Annotated in this window: 15 protein-coding genes and 1 pseudogene; 10 read left to right on the forward strand and 6 right to left on the reverse strand. The window is 52.5% G+C overall.

Annotated elements, in window-relative coordinates; translation table 11 throughout:
* The first annotated feature begins 308 nt into the window (after positions 1-308).
* On the forward strand, positions 309-968 hold the full coding sequence (locus ABD843_RS13575; protein WP_345084072.1) for a metal-dependent transcriptional regulator: 660 nt from the start codon (positions 309-311) through the stop codon (positions 966-968).
* 6 nt (positions 969-974) lie between these two features.
* On the opposite strand, the gene ABD843_RS13580 is transcribed toward ABD843_RS13575, so the two are convergent.
* Entirely contained in the window at positions 975-2,831 is a 1,857-nt protein-coding gene (locus ABD843_RS13580; protein WP_345084075.1) for an ankyrin repeat domain-containing protein, read from the reverse strand.
* Between the two features lie 365 nt (positions 2,832-3,196).
* Between ABD843_RS13580 and ABD843_RS13585 the strand changes: the two genes are divergently transcribed.
* Both ABD843_RS13585 and ABD843_RS13590 read left to right on the forward strand, forming a co-directional pair.
* Positions 3,197-4,543 (forward strand): exonuclease domain-containing protein, encoded by a 1,347-nt coding sequence (locus ABD843_RS13585; RefSeq protein WP_345084077.1) that lies wholly within the window; start codon positions 3,197-3,199, stop codon positions 4,541-4,543.
* Between the two features lie 16 nt (positions 4,544-4,559).
* Complete coding sequence (locus tag ABD843_RS13590) at positions 4,560-5,111, forward strand: pyridoxamine 5'-phosphate oxidase family protein (RefSeq protein ID WP_345084079.1); 552 nt, start codon at positions 4,560-4,562, stop codon at positions 5,109-5,111.
* A gap of 363 nt (positions 5,112-5,474) precedes the next feature.
* On the opposite strand, the gene ABD843_RS13595 is transcribed toward ABD843_RS13590, so the two are convergent.
* The 3 genes from ABD843_RS13595 to ABD843_RS13605 form a co-directional block, all read right to left on the reverse strand.
* Positions 5,475-5,966, reverse strand: coding sequence for a DUF1573 domain-containing protein (locus ABD843_RS13595; protein WP_345084081.1), 492 nt, complete (start codon positions 5,964-5,966; stop codon positions 5,475-5,477).
* 94 nt (positions 5,967-6,060) lie between these two features.
* Entirely contained in the window at positions 6,061-6,567 is a 507-nt protein-coding gene (locus tag ABD843_RS13600) for a DUF1573 domain-containing protein (protein WP_345084084.1), read from the reverse strand.
* 45 nt (positions 6,568-6,612) lie between these two features.
* Positions 6,613-7,149 carry a DUF1573 domain-containing protein gene (locus ABD843_RS13605; RefSeq protein WP_345084087.1) on the reverse strand — a complete coding sequence of 179 codons (537 nt, stop codon included), beginning with the start codon at positions 7,147-7,149 and terminating at the stop codon, positions 6,613-6,615.
* A gap of 116 nt (positions 7,150-7,265) precedes the next feature.
* Here ABD843_RS13605 and ABD843_RS13610 point away from each other — a divergent pair, with 116 nt between their 5' ends.
* The 4 genes and pseudogenes from ABD843_RS13610 to ABD843_RS13620 all read left to right on the forward strand — a co-directional run bounded on the left by ABD843_RS13610 (position 7,266) and on the right by ABD843_RS13620 (position 11,888).
* A complete protein-coding gene (locus tag ABD843_RS13610; protein ID WP_345084090.1) occupies positions 7,266-8,279 on the forward strand; it encodes a glycosyltransferase family 9 protein in 1,014 nt (337 codons plus the stop codon).
* Positions 8,255-8,827, forward strand: coding sequence for an L-threonylcarbamoyladenylate synthase (locus tag ABD843_RS13615; RefSeq protein ID WP_345084093.1), 573 nt, complete (start codon positions 8,255-8,257; stop codon positions 8,825-8,827). Before ABD843_RS13610 ends, ABD843_RS13615 begins: the two co-directional genes overlap by 25 nt.
* Before the next feature lie 169 nt (positions 8,828-8,996).
* Positions 8,997-9,341: pseudogene (locus ABD843_RS16435) on the forward strand (carboxypeptidase-like regulatory domain-containing protein); the annotation flags it as partial.
* A gap of 330 nt (positions 9,342-9,671) precedes the next feature.
* Positions 9,672-11,888: an outer membrane beta-barrel protein gene (locus ABD843_RS13620; RefSeq protein ID WP_425575759.1), complete on the forward strand. Its 2,217-nt coding sequence runs from the start codon at positions 9,672-9,674 to the stop codon at positions 11,886-11,888.
* An 86-nt stretch (positions 11,889-11,974) separates the two neighbouring features.
* On the opposite strand, the gene ABD843_RS13625 is transcribed toward ABD843_RS13620, so the two are convergent.
* Entirely contained in the window at positions 11,975-13,180 is a 1,206-nt protein-coding gene (locus ABD843_RS13625) for a T9SS type A sorting domain-containing protein (protein WP_345084099.1), read from the reverse strand.
* A 177-nt stretch (positions 13,181-13,357) separates the two neighbouring features.
* On the opposite strand from ABD843_RS13625, the gene ABD843_RS13630 reads away from it, so the two are divergent.
* Together ABD843_RS13630 and ABD843_RS13635 are read left to right on the forward strand one after the other, a co-directional pair.
* On the forward strand, positions 13,358-14,215 hold the full coding sequence (locus ABD843_RS13630; RefSeq protein ID WP_345084102.1) for a tetratricopeptide repeat protein: 858 nt from the start codon (positions 13,358-13,360) through the stop codon (positions 14,213-14,215).
* Positions 14,216-14,329: 114 nt separating this feature from the next.
* Positions 14,330-15,712: a T9SS type A sorting domain-containing protein gene (locus tag ABD843_RS13635; protein ID WP_345084105.1), complete on the forward strand. Its 1,383-nt coding sequence runs from the start codon at positions 14,330-14,332 to the stop codon at positions 15,710-15,712.
* Positions 15,713-15,877: 165 nt separating this feature from the next.
* Here ABD843_RS13635 and ABD843_RS13640 read toward each other — a convergent pair whose 3' ends face one another.
* The gene (locus ABD843_RS13640; protein ID WP_345084108.1) at positions 15,878-17,434 is read right to left on the reverse strand and encodes an acyl-CoA mutase large subunit family protein; all 1,557 of its coding nucleotides are present in this window, start codon (positions 17,432-17,434) and stop codon (positions 15,878-15,880) included.
* Between the two features lie 126 nt (positions 17,435-17,560).
* Here ABD843_RS13640 and ABD843_RS13645 point away from each other — a divergent pair, with 126 nt between their 5' ends.
* Complete coding sequence (locus ABD843_RS13645) at positions 17,561-18,658, forward strand: MarR family winged helix-turn-helix transcriptional regulator (RefSeq protein WP_345084111.1); 1,098 nt, start codon at positions 17,561-17,563, stop codon at positions 18,656-18,658.
* Positions 18,659-18,689 lie beyond the last annotated feature (31 nt).

An 18,689-nucleotide genomic window follows, 5' to 3' on the forward strand; every position in this document is an offset into this window, starting at 1 on the left:
ATATCTCTCTTTATCTCTGCTACTAACAATGAGACGAGTGGCGCAGCGCTAACGTTAGTAAATGGTGGAAAATACATTTACCATCATCCATATATTAATAAAATACAATGATCGCTATGCTCGTCCTCGCAGAGACACTATTAAAGATACTGCATTATACGATCCATTGCTTCCTGTACACCCCTGCGTTAACAATTCCCGCTCATGTTCTTTTACCTGCATATGACCCTCTGCCGGGCAGGCGTCTTTCAAAACCATTATCTTTGTCTATACCCGTCTGCCACTGTACCGATCACATTTTTACTGCAATGCATACATTTTCAGAAGAAAATTATTTAAAAGCCATATATAACCTGTACAAACAGGGAACAGGCAAAATAACACCCACCGCCATATCAGAGGCGCTTGGCAACAACCCTGCCTCGGTGGTGGATATGATAAAGAAGCTTACCGAGAAACAACTGCTGGAATACGAGAAAAGCAAGGGCGTGAAGCTGACCCCGGCGGGCATGAATGTGGCCATATCGGTGGTACGCAAGCACAGGCTGTGGGAGGCCTTTCTGCTAGATAAGCTGGGATATGGCTGGGACGAGGTACACGATATAGCCGAGCAACTGGAACATGTGCATCACCCCCAGCTGGCCGACCGGCTCGATAAGTTCCTTGGTTTCCCCCAGTACGACCCCCATGGCGACCCCATACCCAAGGCCAATGGCGATAGCGCCGTCACTTACAAGACACTGCTGGCCGAGATAGCCGAGGGAAAGACCTGCAAAGTGGTGGCGGTAAAAGACACCAGCGCGGCCTTTCTGCAATACCTGAAAAAGCTGGATATAGGTATAGGCACCCGCATCACCCTTACCGAGAAGATATCTTTCGATAGCTCTATGATCATAACCGTGGGCAACAATAAACAGGCTACCACAGTATCGAAGGTATTTGCAGAGAACCTATTGGTGCAGGAATAACGAACGCTATTTCTGCATAAAGATGGGTGGGTACTTGCCCGCAGGTATATCATTGTGGAATTCCCCTTCGTACAGCAGGCCCCCGAAAAAGTCATAGCACTTTCCGGGGCCATTCTTTTTACCTTCCTTCCACATGCCTTTATAGGTCACGCAGCCGGGGCTGTTCTTTATACTGCCTGCCGCCTTTACGGTAAGTACACCATACCCCTCATACAGGTCGTGATAAAAGTCGCCCTCATATACATTGCCATTGTACCAGTACATGGTACCACAGCCTGTACGGCGGTCCAGTATCCACTGCCCTACATATTTATCGCCATTGGTCCATTGGTAGGTGCCCGATTCCGCCCAGCGCAGGTTGTTCTTGAAAAAGCCCTCATAGGTATCGCCATTGGGCCATGTATACCGCCCCCAGCCGTTACGGTTGCTCTTCTCATAGCTGCCCAGGTATTTCTCGCCGCTGTTCCAGTTACATACACCTGTGCCGCTCATCTCATCGTCTACGAACTGGCCCACATACGTCTCCCCGTTCGACCAGTAGAACACTCCATCGCCATGCTGCCTGTCGTTCTTCCACTGCCCCTCATACCTGTCTCCGCTGATATAGTAAAAGACACCTTTGCCACAGCGCACACCATCTACATATTCGCCGGTATACCGCTCTCCGCTCAGCCACACCATTTCACCTGTCCCGTTCATTTTACCATTCACGAAAGAACCCTTGTATACATTGCCATTGGCCCACTTCATAGTGCCTTGGCCCCAGTATACGCCATCTTTCCATTCGCCGTCATACACACTGCCGTTGGCCATGTTCTGCGTACCCTTCCCGCTAAAGAGGTCTTTCTCAAAAGTACCTGCGAACTTATCGCCCTTCACAGTGGTATACGTTCCGGGCCCGGTCAGGTAGTCGTCCTTCCATTCGCCCTCGGCCTTGTCGCCATTGGCATAATACCTCACACCCTTGCCCGCCATATGCCCGTCTTTGAAACTACCTACATACTTATCTCCATTGGCCCAGTAAAAGGTACCCTGGCCCGATTGCAGCCCATTGGTAAATATCCCCTCGAACCTGCTGCCGTTCTTCCAGTAAAAGGTACCCTTTCCCTCCATTCTGCCGCTTATCCAGCCGCCTTCGTAATGGTCGCCATTGGCCAGGTATATAGCACCCTGTCCCCACATCTTGTCATTGGCCCATTCGCCCTCGTATTTGCTGCCGTCAGAGAAGTAGAACGTACCATGGCCGCTCATCTCGCCATTGGCCCAGTTGCCCACATATTTGCTGCTGTCGGCATAGTACATGGTACCCGGGCCATGCCTGTCGCCCGCGCGTACATTGCCGTTGTAGTAGTTGCCGCTATCATAGCGCTCGGTCACATGGCCATTGTGTGTGCCCATGGTACCGTTATTGTCTATTATCAGTTGTGCTGCTGTCTCATAGCCCTTTTTTACGGCCCAGTACAGTGGTGTGGTACACATGGTGGCCGTCTTCCACTCGGCATTTATGTTCAGCTTCTTTTTTATGCACAGCTGTATGAGGGGAATATTTCCGCAGGCAGCTGCCGTATGCATTACGGTCCAGCCACCGGGCCCTTTGGCCTTTATATCGGCGCCGGCCTGTATGGCGCTCTGCATCTGCGGGCAGTTCCCGTCCGATAGTTTGCCCAGTTCGGCAGCTAGCAATGCTTTGGCCTGCGCGGGTGTCAGTTTACCCGTGGTCTTGTCCTTTTCTGCAGCAGCCTTATTCTTGTTGGTATTTATGGCCAGTTCATCGCGCACGGGCTTGTCCTGCGCACCGGCAATGAGTGCCACCAGCAGGGAAAATACCGTTGCGAGCGCTCTTCTCCATACCCTCTCCACCACAATATTGTGTTCTAAGCCCTTATGCATACCACTTTCCGCACCTGTATTGGGGTAAAATACTTTTGACCCGGCAAGATATACAAGATCCGGCTATTTGCTATAACAAATTTAATTAATGAAAAGTTATTGATAACTATTGACTTACCTACAGCCTGTACAATTACATATTCACTACATGGAGATGGCCCTCAGATCGTCGTATAACATTCGTTGCAATAACACTCGCGCGACCGCGCGGACATAGACCTCCCTCTCCCTTCGGAGAGGGTCGGGGAGAGGCCGATACGCAACAATTTGAAATGCATATACACTGCGCGGTTGGCAATGCCTAATTCTGTACCTTTAGTACGAGAGAAAGTATAAGTGTGCTATACGCAGTAGTAGATATTGAGACCACGGGCAGTTTTGCCGCAGCTAACGGCATAACAGAGATCGCCATCGTGATACATGACGGCAAAAAAGTGCTGCACTTCTACGAGACCCTTGTCAATCCCCACATACCCATACCCTACTTCATACAGCGGCTCACAGGCATCAACAATGCCATGGTGGCCAATGCCCCCTCCTTCAGCGAGATAGCGGGACAGGTACACGAGCTGCTGCAGGACAAGGTATTCGTGGCACATAATGTCAATTTCGATTACTCCTTTGTACGGCACCACCTGCAGGACGCAGGATACAAGCTGGATACAAAAAAGCTATGCACCGTGCGGCTGGCACGCAAGGTGCTGCCCGGCCTCAATGGCTACAGCCTGAGCAAGCTCACAGCACGGCTGGGTATAAACCATGCCAACCACCACCGCGCCGGCGGCGATGCCCTGGCCACCGCCGACCTGCTTGCCATCATAACGCAGAACGATACCGAAGGCGCTATAGCCGCTATGCTCAAGGGCCGCAACAGCGAGCAATACATGCCGCCACACCTGCCCGTGGCCGAGCTAGAAGGACTGCCATCCGGCACAGGTGTGTACTACTTCTACAACGCTGCAGGCAAGGCCATATACATAGGCAAGGCCCGCAACATTCGCAAGCGTGTGCGCAATCACTTCTCTAATAACAAGGTGAACCGCCAGAAACAGGACTTCCTGAAAGAGACACACCATATAAGCTACAAAGAGTGCGGCACCGAGCTGATGGCACACATACTGGAAAGCGCCGAGATACGCAAGCTATGGCCGGTACACAACCGCAGCCAGAAGGGCTACCTGGCACAGTATGGCCTTTTCGTGTACGAGGATATGCAGGGCTTCATGCGCTTTGCGGTAGAGAAGATACGGCGCAGCCTGAAGCCGCTCTATACCTTCAATACTGTTACCGAGGGCCACTTCATGCTGCGCCAGCTCATAGAGGATATAGGCCTCTGTACCCGCCTCTGCAATATATCATCTGCAGCGGAATGCAGTTGTAAGGACCAGGCGCATACACCCGAGGAGTACAACAAAAAAGCTGCGCAGGCCATAGAGCAGATACGCACTATGCTGCCCACCTTTGCCCTTATAGACAAGGGCATAGACGATAATGAATATAGCTGCATACTCATGAAGAACGGCAATATCTTCGGCATGGGCTACATCACCGACAGGGCAGAGCAACTGAAGAGCATAACGGCACTGGAGAGCAGCATAGAGCCCGTGCAGGACAATGACTATATACGCAACCTGGTACTACGCCATGCTACCGAATACCCCGAAAAATGTGTAACGTTCTACTAGACCTGAAATACCTATTATGGGAAAATTCTCCGACAGCATTCAAGATGCGCACATCAAGTTCATAGAGCACCAGAAGATGTTCTTTGTGGCCACAGCGCCACTGGCCGCCGATGGCCACATCAATCTATCGCCCAAGGGGCTCGATAGTTTCCGTGTGCTGTCGCCCACACATGTGGCCTACCTGGACATCACAGGCAGCGGCAACGAAACATCGGCCCATGTGCTGGAGAACGGCCGCATCACTATCATGTTCTGCGCCTTCGATGGCCCACCCAATATACTGCGCCTCTATGGCACAGGCCGCACCATACTGCCCGGCAGCGCCGAGTGGAACAGGTACATATCGCTCTTCGGCGAGGCGCCCGGCATACGGCAGGTCATAGTTGCCGATATACACAAGGTGCAGACCTCCTGCGGCTACAGCGTGCCTCTCTACGACTATACCGGCGAGCGCGACCATGCCTATAAGTGGGTGGAAAAGAAAGGCCCTCAAGGATTGGAAGAGTACCGCGCCGAAAAGAACCAGGTGAGCCTGGATGGCCTGCCCACTGCCCTCGCGCAGCACTAAGAGGGCTGCGAACCGTTCAGATGCTCCAGTATATCACCAACACATAAGACAGGGACGAAAGCACGCCTCCATTCGGGAGACATAGGGAGACGGCTGAACGCATGTATCATACCGATCGAACATCAAAATTCGTCATTAAAAAAGTGTCCGATAACATCTCCCTCTCCTTTGGAGAGGGCCGGGGGTGAGGCTTACTAGCAATGGGTACATCTATTGTTCAATTGGTGTCACTCAGATCCCCCAATACTATAAAACGAACTGCCCCCGCTCATAGCAGGGGCAGTATATCTCAAATACGGGCCTACACCACCACCCTCCCTAGGGGGAGGCCTGCCTGCCGGTAGGCAGGGATGGGGAGGGGCTTTACTTTTTCTTCTTCTTGCCTTTAGTGGCCTTTTCGTTCTTCTTCAGGTCCTCTTCGGTCACATCGTCCTTGGCATTGCCCTTTATGTACAGGGTATAGCGCTTCTCGCCATGCGGCGTTATCGCGTTCGACTGTATGTATACCTCTTTGTGGAATACACCATGCTGCTCCTCGGTCTTCAGGCCCAGTTGTATGAAACCCTTCTGGCCGGGCAGTACGGGGTTCTTGCTCCACTCTACATTGGTACAGCCGCAAGATGGTGTCACGTTCATCACTATTATAGGCTCTGTGCCCACATTCGTGAATTCAAAGGTATGCATGGCCACAGGCCCTCTCTTTACCACACCGAAGTCATGGGTCTCACCGGTCTCGAATTTGAAGCGTGGCCCCGGCTGCTGTGCTGTAGCAGCGGTCTTGTCTTGTGCTAATGTTGTGGTCACAGTAGCACCCATCAGTAGTGCGCTCAGTACCGGAACAAGTAGTTTTCTCATATCTGATCTGTGTTTGAACTTTCCCTATTCCGAAAATAGTTGGCCATGGCCAACTATTTTCAGTTTATCCTTTATGTGGCCAGGTGGCCAGGAATTATTTTTGCTCAGTGGCAGGTGCTGCCGGTGCAGGGTCTGCTGGCTTGGGCTTCACATTACCCTTTATGTGCAGTACCATTGGGCTCTGCTGTGCGTTAGAGTTTATGGTCACGTCCTTGCTTATGGGGCCGGGGCGGTTCTGTGTGGTATAGGCCACATGTATCACACCTTTTTTGCCGGGCAGTATGGGCTCTGTAGGCCATTTAGGCACTGTGCAGCCGCAAGAGCCGTGTGCTTCCTGTATCACTATAGGCTCTTTGCCTACGTTCTTGAATTCGAAGTCTACTTCTGCCAGCGGGCCTTCAGGCACTTCGCCGAAGTCGTGGGTCTCTTCCTTGAACTTGAACTTACCTGCATCAGGGTTCGCCTTTGGTGCAGGGGGTGGAGGAGGCGGAGGAGGAGCCTGCTGAACAGCGGCAGCAGGGGCAGAGGTTTTGCTATCCTGTGCATTTGCAACGATGGCAGATGCCGACAGGCAAAGGAACGTTATGAATACCTTTTTCATTTTACCTTGGTTTGTTATGTTATCGGAACTATTAGTTTACGGGTATTAGTTGGTCTTCATCATAGAAGTGTTCTCCGGCACAGAGCTTACAGGCGCTTTCTCTACATTGCCTTTTATGGTCAGCACCTTGGTACCCGCGTTCGATACTACGGTTATAGATTTGGTGAACGCATTGGGCCTGCCCTTCGTGTGGTACGATACATCTATCTTACCTGTAGCGCCGGGGGGCACAGGCTCGCCCGAGAAAGAAGGCACTGTACAGCCGCATGAGGGCTGCGCTTTCTGTATGATGATAGGCTCTTTACCATTGTTCTTGAAGGTGAACGAGAACGATGCATCAGGGCCTTCGGGTACAGTACCGAAATCGTGTACCATATCAGCGAACGCAAGATCGTCGGCATTAAGGCTGGTAGCCGCGGGTACGGCAACAGCATTAGAAGTAGTAAGAGATGAAGGGGCAGGTGTGCTTATCTCGGTCTGCCTGTTCTCCTTCTTCTTATCCTTCTTGCTTTTCTTGTCCTGTGCCAATAGCACGCTGCACGACATCAATACGATACCAGCTGAAAGAAGTAACTTTCTCATCTTAAAAATTCTGTTTTATTTGTTCAGAGAAACAAATTTAATACCAAAGATCCGAAAAACAGATTTTTTTATTGTTAAAACCATTTAGGTCCCACAGGCCTTAACTTCGCACTCCCATGCATAAGTTCCTCATTATCCAGACCGCTTTTACGGGAGATGTGGTGCTTGCCACCGCCATAGTAGAGAAACTGCATAGCTACTACCCACAGGCGCATATAGATGTGCTGCTGCGCAAGGGAAATGAGGGCCTGCTGCAGGGCCACCCGCACATTACGGAAGTACTTATATGGGATAAGACCAGACATAAGACCCTCAACCTCTGGCGAATGGCCCTGCGGATACGGGCAAATAAGTATACACACGTCATCAACCTGCACCGTTTCGGCTCATCGGGCTTCGTTACCCAGCTCTCGGGGGCGGCATACAAGGCAGGTTTCAGCAAAAATCCCTTTTCCTACTGCTATACCCGCAGGGTAAAACACCTCATTTCTGAGCCGGGAGCAAAGGTACCTGTACACGAGACCGACCGCAACCAGCAGCTCATAGCCGACATCACCGATCCCATACCGGCCATGCCGGCCCTCTACCCTACCCCTACCGACCGCGAGCAGGCCCGGCCCTACCAGCAGGATGGCCCATATATATGCATTGCCCCCTCTTCGGTATGGTTCACCAAGCAGTTCCCGGTAGAGAAATGGGCAGAACTGATAAACGCCATACCGCATACCTATACCGTATACCTCATAGGCGCACCTTCCGATACCGTCACTGCGCAGCGCATCATAGCCGGTACCACGCACCCCGATGTACACGATCTCTGTGGCAAAATGCCCTTCCTGCGCTCGGCCGCCCTCATGCAGGGCGCCGTCATGAATTACACAAACGATTCTGCCCCCCTGCACATCGCATCGGCCATGAATGCCCCCGTCACAGCGGTCTTCTGCTCCACGGTGCCGGCTTTCGGCTTCGGCCCCATACGGCCCAATGGCGTAGTGGTAGAGACCATGGAGCCCCTTGCCTGCCGCCCCTGCGGGCTGCATGGGCACAAGGCCTGTCCCGAGGGTCACTTTCGCTGTGCAAAGACCATAACCAACCCACAACTGCTATGGTGGATACCGAACAAGACATAAAAGCCTGTGTGGCCGCCCTACAGGCAGGCGATACCATCCTCTACCCTACCGATACCGTATGGGGGCTGGGATGCGATGCCCGCAACGAGGCCGCTGTAGACAAGGTCTTCGCGCTAAAACAGCGCCCGAAGAACAAGAGCATGATAGTGCTGCTGGCCGATGCCCGCGATATACTGCGATATGTGGCTGCCCCACCACCCGATATCATAGCCATTGTAGAGGCCTTTGAGCGGCCTACCACAGTTATATACCAGAACGCCATAAACCTTGCCGATAATGTGGTGAATGCCGATGGCAGCATAGGCATCCGTGTAGCTACCGATCCCTTTTGCCGTGCGCTCATCAAACGTTTCCGTGGGCCTATCGTGTCCACATCGGCCAATGTAAGTGGCGAGCCTGCCCCGGCTATCTTCGCTCACATAGTACCTGCTATAAAGGATGGTGCGGGCTATGTGGTACATCACCGCCGCGATGATGCTACCCTGCACGCACCATCGCGCATCGTTTCCATAAATGATGATGGGGATATGATCATCATTCGCGAATGAGCCGGCACAAAAAGCCCATACTTTGGTGCCGGGCTTTTTTGTTCATGCTTTTTACTTTTCGCCTTTTCAATGGTCTCATATACCGACACATACATTTGCCCGAAATAATGTTAGGTGTGTATGGAGGGGTTTTGTGTAAATTTCGGGCAGCAAAACAGGGTTCATATCTATGAGAGTACTGCTTTTTATCCTTTTCTCATTCCTTTTTATAGCAGAAGGCCCGGCCGCTTTTGCACAGGTATACACCATAGCAGGCAAAGTGACGGACAGTAAGGATGCCACCCCACTGGCAGGCGCGGTGGTACAGGCAATAGCTGCGGCCGATACCAACCGCAAGACGGGCACCGTGTCGGATATAGATGGCAATTTTGTGCTGAACGATATGTCGCCGGGAGCCTACCAGGTGCAGGTGAATTACCTGGGGTACAAGGTGGTAAAGAAGACCATTACCATAGCCGCGACAAATGTGGATATGGGCACTATAGCTATGGAAGATGCGGCCAAAGAGCTGAAGACAGTGAACGTACAAGGCAAGCAGACCAGGGCAGAGCAGAAAGAAGACACCAGCCAGTTCAGGGCGGATGCCTACAAGACCAACCCCGATGCCACGGCAGAGGACCTGGTGGGCAAGATGCCCGGCATGACCAGCGATAACACAGGTGTGAAAGTGAACGGTGAGACCGTACAGCAGATACTGGTGGACGGTAAGCCGTTCTTCGGGTCGGACCCTACGGCGGCGCTGCGCAACCTGCCCGCCGAGGTGATAGACAAGATACAGGTGTTCGACAAGCTGAGCGACCAGTCTATGTTCACGGGCTTTGATGACGGCAGTGCGCAGAAGACCATGAACATCATTACCAAGCGCGCCAAAAGCGAAGGCTACTTTGGCAAGGTATATGCAGGCTATGGTACCGATGAGCGCTACCTGGCGGGCGGCAACCTCAACATCTTCAATGGCGACAGGCGTATATCCCTACTGGGGCTTACCAACAACATCAACCAGCAGAATTTCAGCAGCGAGGATATACTGGGTGTTTCCGGTGGTAGCGGCGGCGGGCGCGGCGGTGGTGGCCGTGGTGGTGGTGGCCGTGGCGGAAACAACTGGGGCGGTGGCCAGGGCAATAACTTCATGGTGGGCCAGCAGGGCGGTATAGCTACCACCAATGCGCTGGGCATAAACTATAGCGATACCTGGGGCAAGAAGATAAAAGTAACGGCCAGCTATTTCTTCAACAACAGTAATGTAGAACGCAGGGACAGCACAGCGCGTACTTATTTTGCCCCACAGTTCTACGGCGAGGATGCCACTACGCGTACCGAGAACATGAACCACCGCTTCAATATGCGGCTGGAATACAATATAGACTCTTCCAACTCTATCACCTTCACGCCATCGGCCAGCCTGCAGGACAACAGCAGCGTGACCAATGTACTGGCAGGTAACCAAATGGGCGATGTGCTGCAAAGCCGCAGCCGCAACAGCACATCGGCCGACAATACGGGTTACAACACATCGGGCAACCTGCTGTACCAGCATAAGTTCGGCAAGCCGCGCCGTACCATATCGCTGAACATGAACGGATCGCTGAACGAGAAGAGCGGTGATGGTACCAACTACTCGCTGAACGAATACATCACCAGCACCATTGATAGTGTGGTACGAGACCAGCGCTACGACCTGTATACCCATGGCAGCACCATAGGCGGAAATCTGACCTATACCGAACCGGTGGGAAAGAACGGGCAGTTGCAACTGTCGTACAATCCTTCGTACACCGAGAACGCATCGGACAAGCAGACCCGCAGCAGGGATGCTGCAGGTAATGACCTTCCGAATATAGACACCACCTTTTCCAGCATATACAACAATACCTATGTGACACAGAAGGGCGGCGTGAGCTACCGTGTAGGAGAACGAAGCAGCAAGCTGCACTTCAATGCCGGGGTGAACATGCAGCAGGCAGAGCTGAACGGGGTGCAGCAGTTTCCCCGGGACATCACTATAGCGCGCACATTCACCAATGTGCTGCCCAATGCCATGCTGAACTACAAGGGTGGCAGCGGCAGCAATATGCGCATCATGTACCGCACAGCCACCAACCTGCCATCGGTATCGCAGATGCAGAACGTGATAGATGTATCGAACCCGCTGCTGCTGCGCACGGGCAATGCCGAGCTGGTGCAGACCTATGAGCATACGCTGGTGATGCGCTATGGCCTTACCGATGCCAAGACCGCCCGTAACCTTTTTATGAACCTGTACCTGAACAGCACACAGGACTATATAGGTACGGCCACCTACATACCCACCCGCGATTCGCTGTATACCGACCCTGTATCTAATACTTCGATACTCATCAACCGTGGCGGGCAGTTGTCGCGGCCGGTGAACCTGGATGGCTACCTGGCCTCGCGTTTCTTCATTACCTATGGTGTGCCGGTAAAGGCCATTAAAAGCAACCTGAACATCAATGCAGGCTTCAATTATTCGCGCATACCCGGCCTTATAAATGATGTGGTGAACTATTCGGGCAACTATATACCATCGGCCGGTATGGTACTGAGCAGCAATGTAAGCGAGAAGCTCGACTTCACACTATCATATATGGGCAACTACAACATAGTGAACAATACCATACAGGCGCAGAACGCGAACAATTTCTACAACCATGCCGCATCCTTCCGTATCAACTGGATATTTGCGAACAATTTCGTGTTCAATACCAACATCACCAACAACTACTATACGGCCTTCAGCGGATCGGGCGACCAGAGCTACTTTTTGTGGAACGCATATGTAGGATATAAGTTCTTCAAAAAGGCGCTGGAGGCGCGCGTGAGCGTGTATGACCTGCTGAACCAGAACACCAGCATAACCCGTACCGTCACAGAGACGTATGTAGAGAATGTGAACACACAGGTGCTGCGCCAGTACTTCATGTTCCAGCTAACATATACGATACGCAAGTTCAAGAGTGGGGCGCCGCCGGAGCAGGAAAAACCCGTGGATGTACCCGGTATGCCACCCGGCATGGGCCCCGGCGGCAGAAGGATGCCATAGATGTAGCGACCGGATAAGAGCATAAAGCAAGAGCGCCATACCCCGAGGGGTATGGCGCTCTTGTATGTGAGAGGTATCAAAGCTTGTTATTGTATCACCAGTTGTTTTACTATAGGCGCTACATTGCCATCGGCAAAGGTAGCGCGTACAAAGTAAAGACCGGGGGCGAATGCGCCGGTATTCACAGTATAGCTGTTGCTGCGTATACCTGTGATGGTGTGCAGGGTACGGCCTGTCTGGTCGCATATGGTGATGGCGCTGAGTGCGGCACCGGCCGATATGTTCACAGAACCCGTGGCAGGATTGGGATAGAGCGATACCTGTGTTGTGTTTTTGGTCTCTTTTACTGCTGCCGCGCCATCGCATATGATGTTGTAGCAGAACTCCTCTACCATAGAATCTACAGAGTTCAGCATCACCGCATTTGACGACCATGGCACATGGCCTTCGCCATCATATATCCTGGTCATGTGGTAAATGTTCTGGGTGGCCATCACAGATTCGAGCTGGCCCATACCGCAGAGGTTCACATGCACCACACCCGATAGTGGGTAGGCACAGTTGTACGGTACCGTATTATCGGCAGTGCCCTGTGCATTCACACTGGGTTTGTCGTTGTAGTTTATGAATGAAGTGCTATTGAGCGCCCCTGCCAGGTTGATGATGCCCCTTACCTTTACATTATATCCTTCATTGCCGCTATTGCCCTCAAAGCCGCCATTGGTGAGCATGGTGTCGGCTATGTATGATGGTACCTCGGCCATACTGCCCAGGTAGCCCACATGCATATACAGCACGGCCCCTGCAGAGTTGCCACCCACAAAGATGTTGTTGGTATCTATATGGTAAGTGTTAGAGGTGTAAGCATCCTTCATGAAGTAGCGTATGGCGGCCTTACCATCACTTATGGCCTTTACCACTATGGATATGGCCTTGTTCGAATCGGCTGCCATAGAGAAGAGGTCGCCGAGGCGATAGTTGATAGATGCTGTGACATAGCCACGTTTCGCGAAGCGCTTGCAGAGCTCTACGATAGTGGGGTCATCGGTCTTGCTGCCGCCTATGAAGCTACCGCCATGGCCCAGTATCATCAGCGGCCTGTTTGGGTAGGTGTCCCCATCGGGCTGGTAGATGTCCATCTGCAGGTTGTAAGGCGTGGAGTAGGTGACGGTGCTCACACTGTATGTGGGAAAGAGCTCGGTATCGTAGCGGCCCGCGGGGCACTGTGCAGCGGCGCGTGTAGCGCCCATAACCGATATTCCCAGAAGAAAGGAGTAAAGTATCTTCTTCATAAATTGGTCGTTTATTTGTTTAGAGATCATTACAAGATAGTGAATTAAATATTAACAAACATTTTTAGGATAAATTTTTTATGCGTTCATTTTACCTGCGAGTATGAATATTGCTTTTAATTAGTAGCGTACAGAGGTAATTGTTCGGTAAGGGATCTTACCTTATTTTTCAGGAAAATGACAACTATGAAGGGTAAAATGATGGTGGCCCTGCTGGCTTTGGGCAGTATGGTGGCAGCCTGCGGCGGCGATAAGCCGGCAAAGACGACAGGCGGCGATAAGGCGGCAGTGAAAGAAAAGTACGATGCGGGTAATGCCTATATACTGGCGGCAAAGTTCGACAGTGCGGAAATGGCCTATAAGGAGTGCCTGAGCATGGACAGCACCTATTACCTGGCCCATTACCAGCTTTCCAGCCTGTATCAGCTTACAGGCGATATGGGCGGGGCAATGCGTGCCATAAACAGGGCCATAGAACTGAACCCCGAATTTGTGATGGCCTACTACAGCAAGGCAGGCGTAGAGGACCTGCTGGGCAATGAGAAGGAAAGCGCTACGTTCCTGAGCGCGGCACTGCGCCTGAAGCCCGATTTCTATATGGCACGCATGATGAAGGCCCAGAAGGCTGCAGCGGCCGGGAGATATAAAGAGGCCATAACCGACTTTGACGAGGCCATAGGCCAGCGGCCCGATGTGTACCTGGCATATAGCGGGCGCGGTGGCTGCCGGTACAAAGTGGGAGACATAGAGGGCGCCATAAAAGACTATACGAAGGTGATAGAGCTGAACCCGAACCAGATGATGGGCTATGTGAACCGTGCCGCCGCCTATGCGGGCGCCAGGGACTTCAGGGCGGCCATAAACGACATAAACACCGTGGTGGGTGTAGACCCGCTATGGTCGCAGGCATATATAATGAGAAGCAGCTACTACTATGTAATGAACAAGAAAGATAGCTGCTGCAATGACCTGCTCATAGCCCAAACGATGAAGAACCCCCAGGCCGAGCAATACATGAAACAGTATTGCAAATAGGTATACAGGAGGTTCTGTGAAGAGGTTTTATGACCGTTGGTAAATTATTTGTATTCTTTTTGTTAAATATGGAAAAGAATAGTAGTTTTAAGAACACCAAAAATCGACGACCACATGAAAAAGATCTTGACACTTATTCCCTCATTACTGCTGCTGGGGGCACTTGGCAGCCGCGCACAGACCACCATATATTCACAGGATTTCAATGCCAGTACGGCCACCCCTACAGGGTGGACACTGATGTCGGCCGATAATGGTGGTACTACCTCTACAGCGGGTAACCAGTGGCTTATAAACAACACATATACGCCCGGTATAGTAGGTACTGCAACGCCCTCACAACCTGCGGGCATCACCGGCGGACCTACAAGTAATTATCTGCATATCAACTGCGGGCCAAGCTTTTCAGGTCTTTATGGGCTGAATGCCAACTATAATGCGACAGGCTCAGGCGAGAAATACTTTGCTACTACAGCTTCGGTGGTCACTACAGGATACACTGCGGTATCTCTGAAGTTCTGGTGGATATGCGCCGGAGGAGCATCAGCAGATGGTAAGATCTACTATCGCACAAGCAGCTCGGGTACATGGACACTCATAACCACACCTATATCTTCTTATTTCGGTATGGGCTCGGCATGGAATTCACAGACCGTAACAATGGCCGCCTTCGATAACCAGGCATACCTGCAGTTCGGCTTCGAGTTCAGGGATGGCAGTGGCGGCAGCGACCCTGCATTCGCGGTAGATGATATAAAGGTAGAAGGTACCGGCGCTACCACGCCCGATGCCAGCATGACCGCCAGCAGCACTACTGTGTGCAGCGATAGCTGTGCCACATTTACCAGCACCAGCACAGGTACTGCAAGCATAGACAGCTTCAAATGGAGCTGCCCCGGCGCTACCATAGCTACACCACTGGTGAGCCCTGCCAGCATATGTTTCCCCGATGCAGGCACATACACTGTGAAGCTGTACCTGTATGATGGCGGCATACGCATAGACTCTGCATCTACCACCATGACGGTGAAGCAGTCTCCTGCACCTGTTATCATCAAAACAGGCTCTACACTTTCGGTTTCGGGTGCATATACATCGTACCAGTGGTATAACGGGCTTACCCCTGTACCGGGCGCTACCAATGCGTCCTATACCTATAGCGCACCGGGTGTGTATGGTGTGATGGTAGACTCCAACGGCTGTAAGGGTGTAGGCATAAAGAGCACACTGGCTGTGGGCCAGGTGAACGGAAGCGGCAATACCTTCTGGGTAGCGCGGCAGCAGGGCAATACACTGCCGCTCATCGCAGCATCGCCACTTGATGAGGCGCTGAACGTGGCCGTATATGATGCCACCGGCCGCGCTGTGACTAGCAGCAGGTGGGAAAAAGGTACTACATCGCTTATAATGAGTGAGATGAACGTGGCTCCCGGCATGTATATAGTGAGGCTGAGCAACGACAATACGTCTATGGTATTGCGCTGGCTCAGAGAGTAAGAGTTTTTTCTTGCAGCGGCAGGCCGGTCCTGCCGCTGCAAGTTTTTTACCAAATAAGACCGTCGCGATAAGCATCGCTGATCATGCATTGAGGTCTGGCCACATACGGAACAACGTGGCCAAAGAACATCCCGAGTATTTTCAGGAAATGATATCCCCGGGCCATTAGCCCTTGTACTCTCCCCATACACCACGCAGGGTATCGGCTATCTCGCCCAGCGTACACAGGTTCTCTACCGCAGTTATCACATGTGGCATCAGGTTCTCGGTGGTCTGTGCCTTCTCGCGTATGGCATCCAGGCTGGCCTGTGCTGCGGCATTATCTCGCTCGGCACGCAGCTTGCGCAGCTTTTCCGTCTGCACGGTGCGTATAGAGTCATCTATCTTCAGCAGCGGTGGCTCGCTCAGCTCTGCCGATGTGAACTTGTTCACGCCTACTATCACCTTGCTGCCATCTTCTATGGCCTTGTTATATGCATATGCCGACCGCGCTATCTCGTCCTGCATAAAGTTCTGCTCTATGGCCTTCACCGATCCGCCCAGGGCATCTATCTTTTCTATCAGCTTCCAGGCAGCGGCTTCTATTTCGTTGGTAAGGCTTTCTACATAGTACGATCCCGCCAGTGGATCTACCGTATCGGTAGCGCCGCTCTCAAAAGCCAGTATCTGCTGTGTGCGCAGTGCTATAGATGCCGCCTCTTCCGTAGGCAGGGATAGGGCCTCGTCATAGCCGTTCGTATGCAGCGACTGTGTACCACCCAGCACCGCCGACAGCCCCTGCAGCGCCACGCGTATCACATTGTTCTTGGGCTGCTGTGCGGTAAGCGTGCTGCCGCCCGTCTGTGTATGGAAACGCAGCATCTGCGCACGCGGGTCGGTAGCACCCAGCTCTTTGGTCATATGGGCCCACATGCGCCGCGCCGCCCTGAATTTGGCCACCTCTTCAAATATGTTGTTGTGCGCATTGAAGAAGAACGACAGGCGCTGTGCGAACACATTTATATCCAGCCCCTTCTCTATAGCCGCCTTCAGGTATGCCTTCCCGTTCGATAGGGTAAAGGCCAGTTCCTGCACAGCATTAGAGCCTGCCTCGCGTATGTGGTAGCCCGATATGGATATAGTGTTCCACTTAGGCACTTCCTTGCTGCAATACTCGAATATATCGGTAATGATGCGCATAGATGGCGCAGGCGGATATATGTAGGTACCGCGTGCAGCGTACTCCTTCAGTATGTCGTTCTGTATCGTGCCCGATATCTTGCGTATATCTGCTCCCTGCTTTTTAGCAAGGGCTATGTAAAGCGCCAGCAGTATGAAACCACTGGCATTGATGGTCATGGATGTAGTGATGTCGGACAGCTTTATGCCATCGAACAGCTCTTCCATATCGCGCAGCGAATCTATGGCCACACCTACTTTACCTACTTCGCCCTCTGCCATGGCATGGTCGGAGTCGTAGCCTATCTGCGTAGGCAGGTCGAAGGCCACCGACAGGCCGCTCACACCCTGGCTCAGCAGGAAGTGGTAGCGCCTGTTAGATTCCTGCGCCGTACTGAAACCCGCATACTGCCTCATGGTCCACAGCCTGTCGCGGTACATGGCCGCGTGTACACCCCGGGTGAAGGGAAACTGCCCGGGCAGCTCGTCCATCTTTACAGGTTCGCAATAGAGTTCCTTTATAACTATGCCGGAGTCGGTCTTTACCACTTTTTTGTTTTCCATCTTGTGCAGTTGCGGCTTTGCGGCCGGGGCGGAAAATTACACAATGCCTGTCATATTAGCCCCATACGCCCCGCATGCCCCTGCCGCAATTGAATTTTTAGTAATTTTATATAAAGATCCTATACTATGCGCCGCACTATACTTTCATCAGTTCTATTACTGCTGTCGGTCACCTGCCTGGCACAGCAGCACAAGGCCCAGCCCGGCAGCGCTACTGCCCTGCCAGCCGAAAGGCATACTATAAATTCTACATCCGCTACGCAGAACACAGAAACACTGCTGCATACCACAGCAAAGCCCACACCTGCCATAAGCGACAGGTACGAGCGCCTGGCCATGCTGGGCAATGGCAATAATGCGAATTCAGAGCTCCACCCCATGCACCCGGGGAATGGGCCCGGCGGCACCACCATGTATATACAGGACAACGGCCTGCGCGAGGCACGCTATACCAGCATGGTGCGGCCGCCCTCCCGCAATGCCTTCATAGATGCGGGCGCAGGCACCGTAGAGGCCCGGTTCGATAATTCGTTCAGGCGGTTCTTCTACTACTGTTCCTCAGAGTATGGCCGCAGAAAGTGCGACGATACCCTCTTTCGCAAGATCGCCAATGCTAATTGCCCGCATCCTGCATATCCGGGCTCGGTACATGGGTGGTCACTGGCATGTGGCTGTGCATGGTCGCAGTGCCTGTACACATATCCCTTCTGTCCCGCACATATGGTAAGCGATATGGCCCTGGCATCAGACAATACTACGCGCACCAGCAATTCATCCCAGTACTTCTCGTTCGACGGGCGCATCGTATACGGTACCGATACCCTGTATGGCATCATCACCATCACGCATAGCGATGTATCTGTAGAGCACGCCCATATAAAGAACACGCGCAGCACCCGTTACGCCCTTACCGATACACAGCTACACGCCATAACGGTATACAAGAGCCATAAGGAGCTGCACATGGTACGCCTCTGTGCCACCGACAAGCACCTGAGCCGACTGGTACACGCAGGCCGCCTTACCCTCTACGACCGCAGTTACGACTTTCTTACAGCAGGTAATGTTCGCAAACGTATTACCGTGATCACACCCGCCGGTATGGCTACCATAAACAATACCGAAGAACTGGCCGCAGCCATCAATGAACGATATGCCCTGAGACTGGCTGCCGGCGAGCTATCCCGCAAGGAGCTGATCACCCTCCTCAACAGGCTCGATTAGGATAATGCTACGGTACAAAAAACACGAAAGC

This window comes from Nemorincola caseinilytica, from assembly GCF_039540515.1.
Classification (GTDB): Bacteria; Bacteroidota; Bacteroidia; order Chitinophagales; family Chitinophagaceae; genus Nemorincola; species Nemorincola caseinilytica.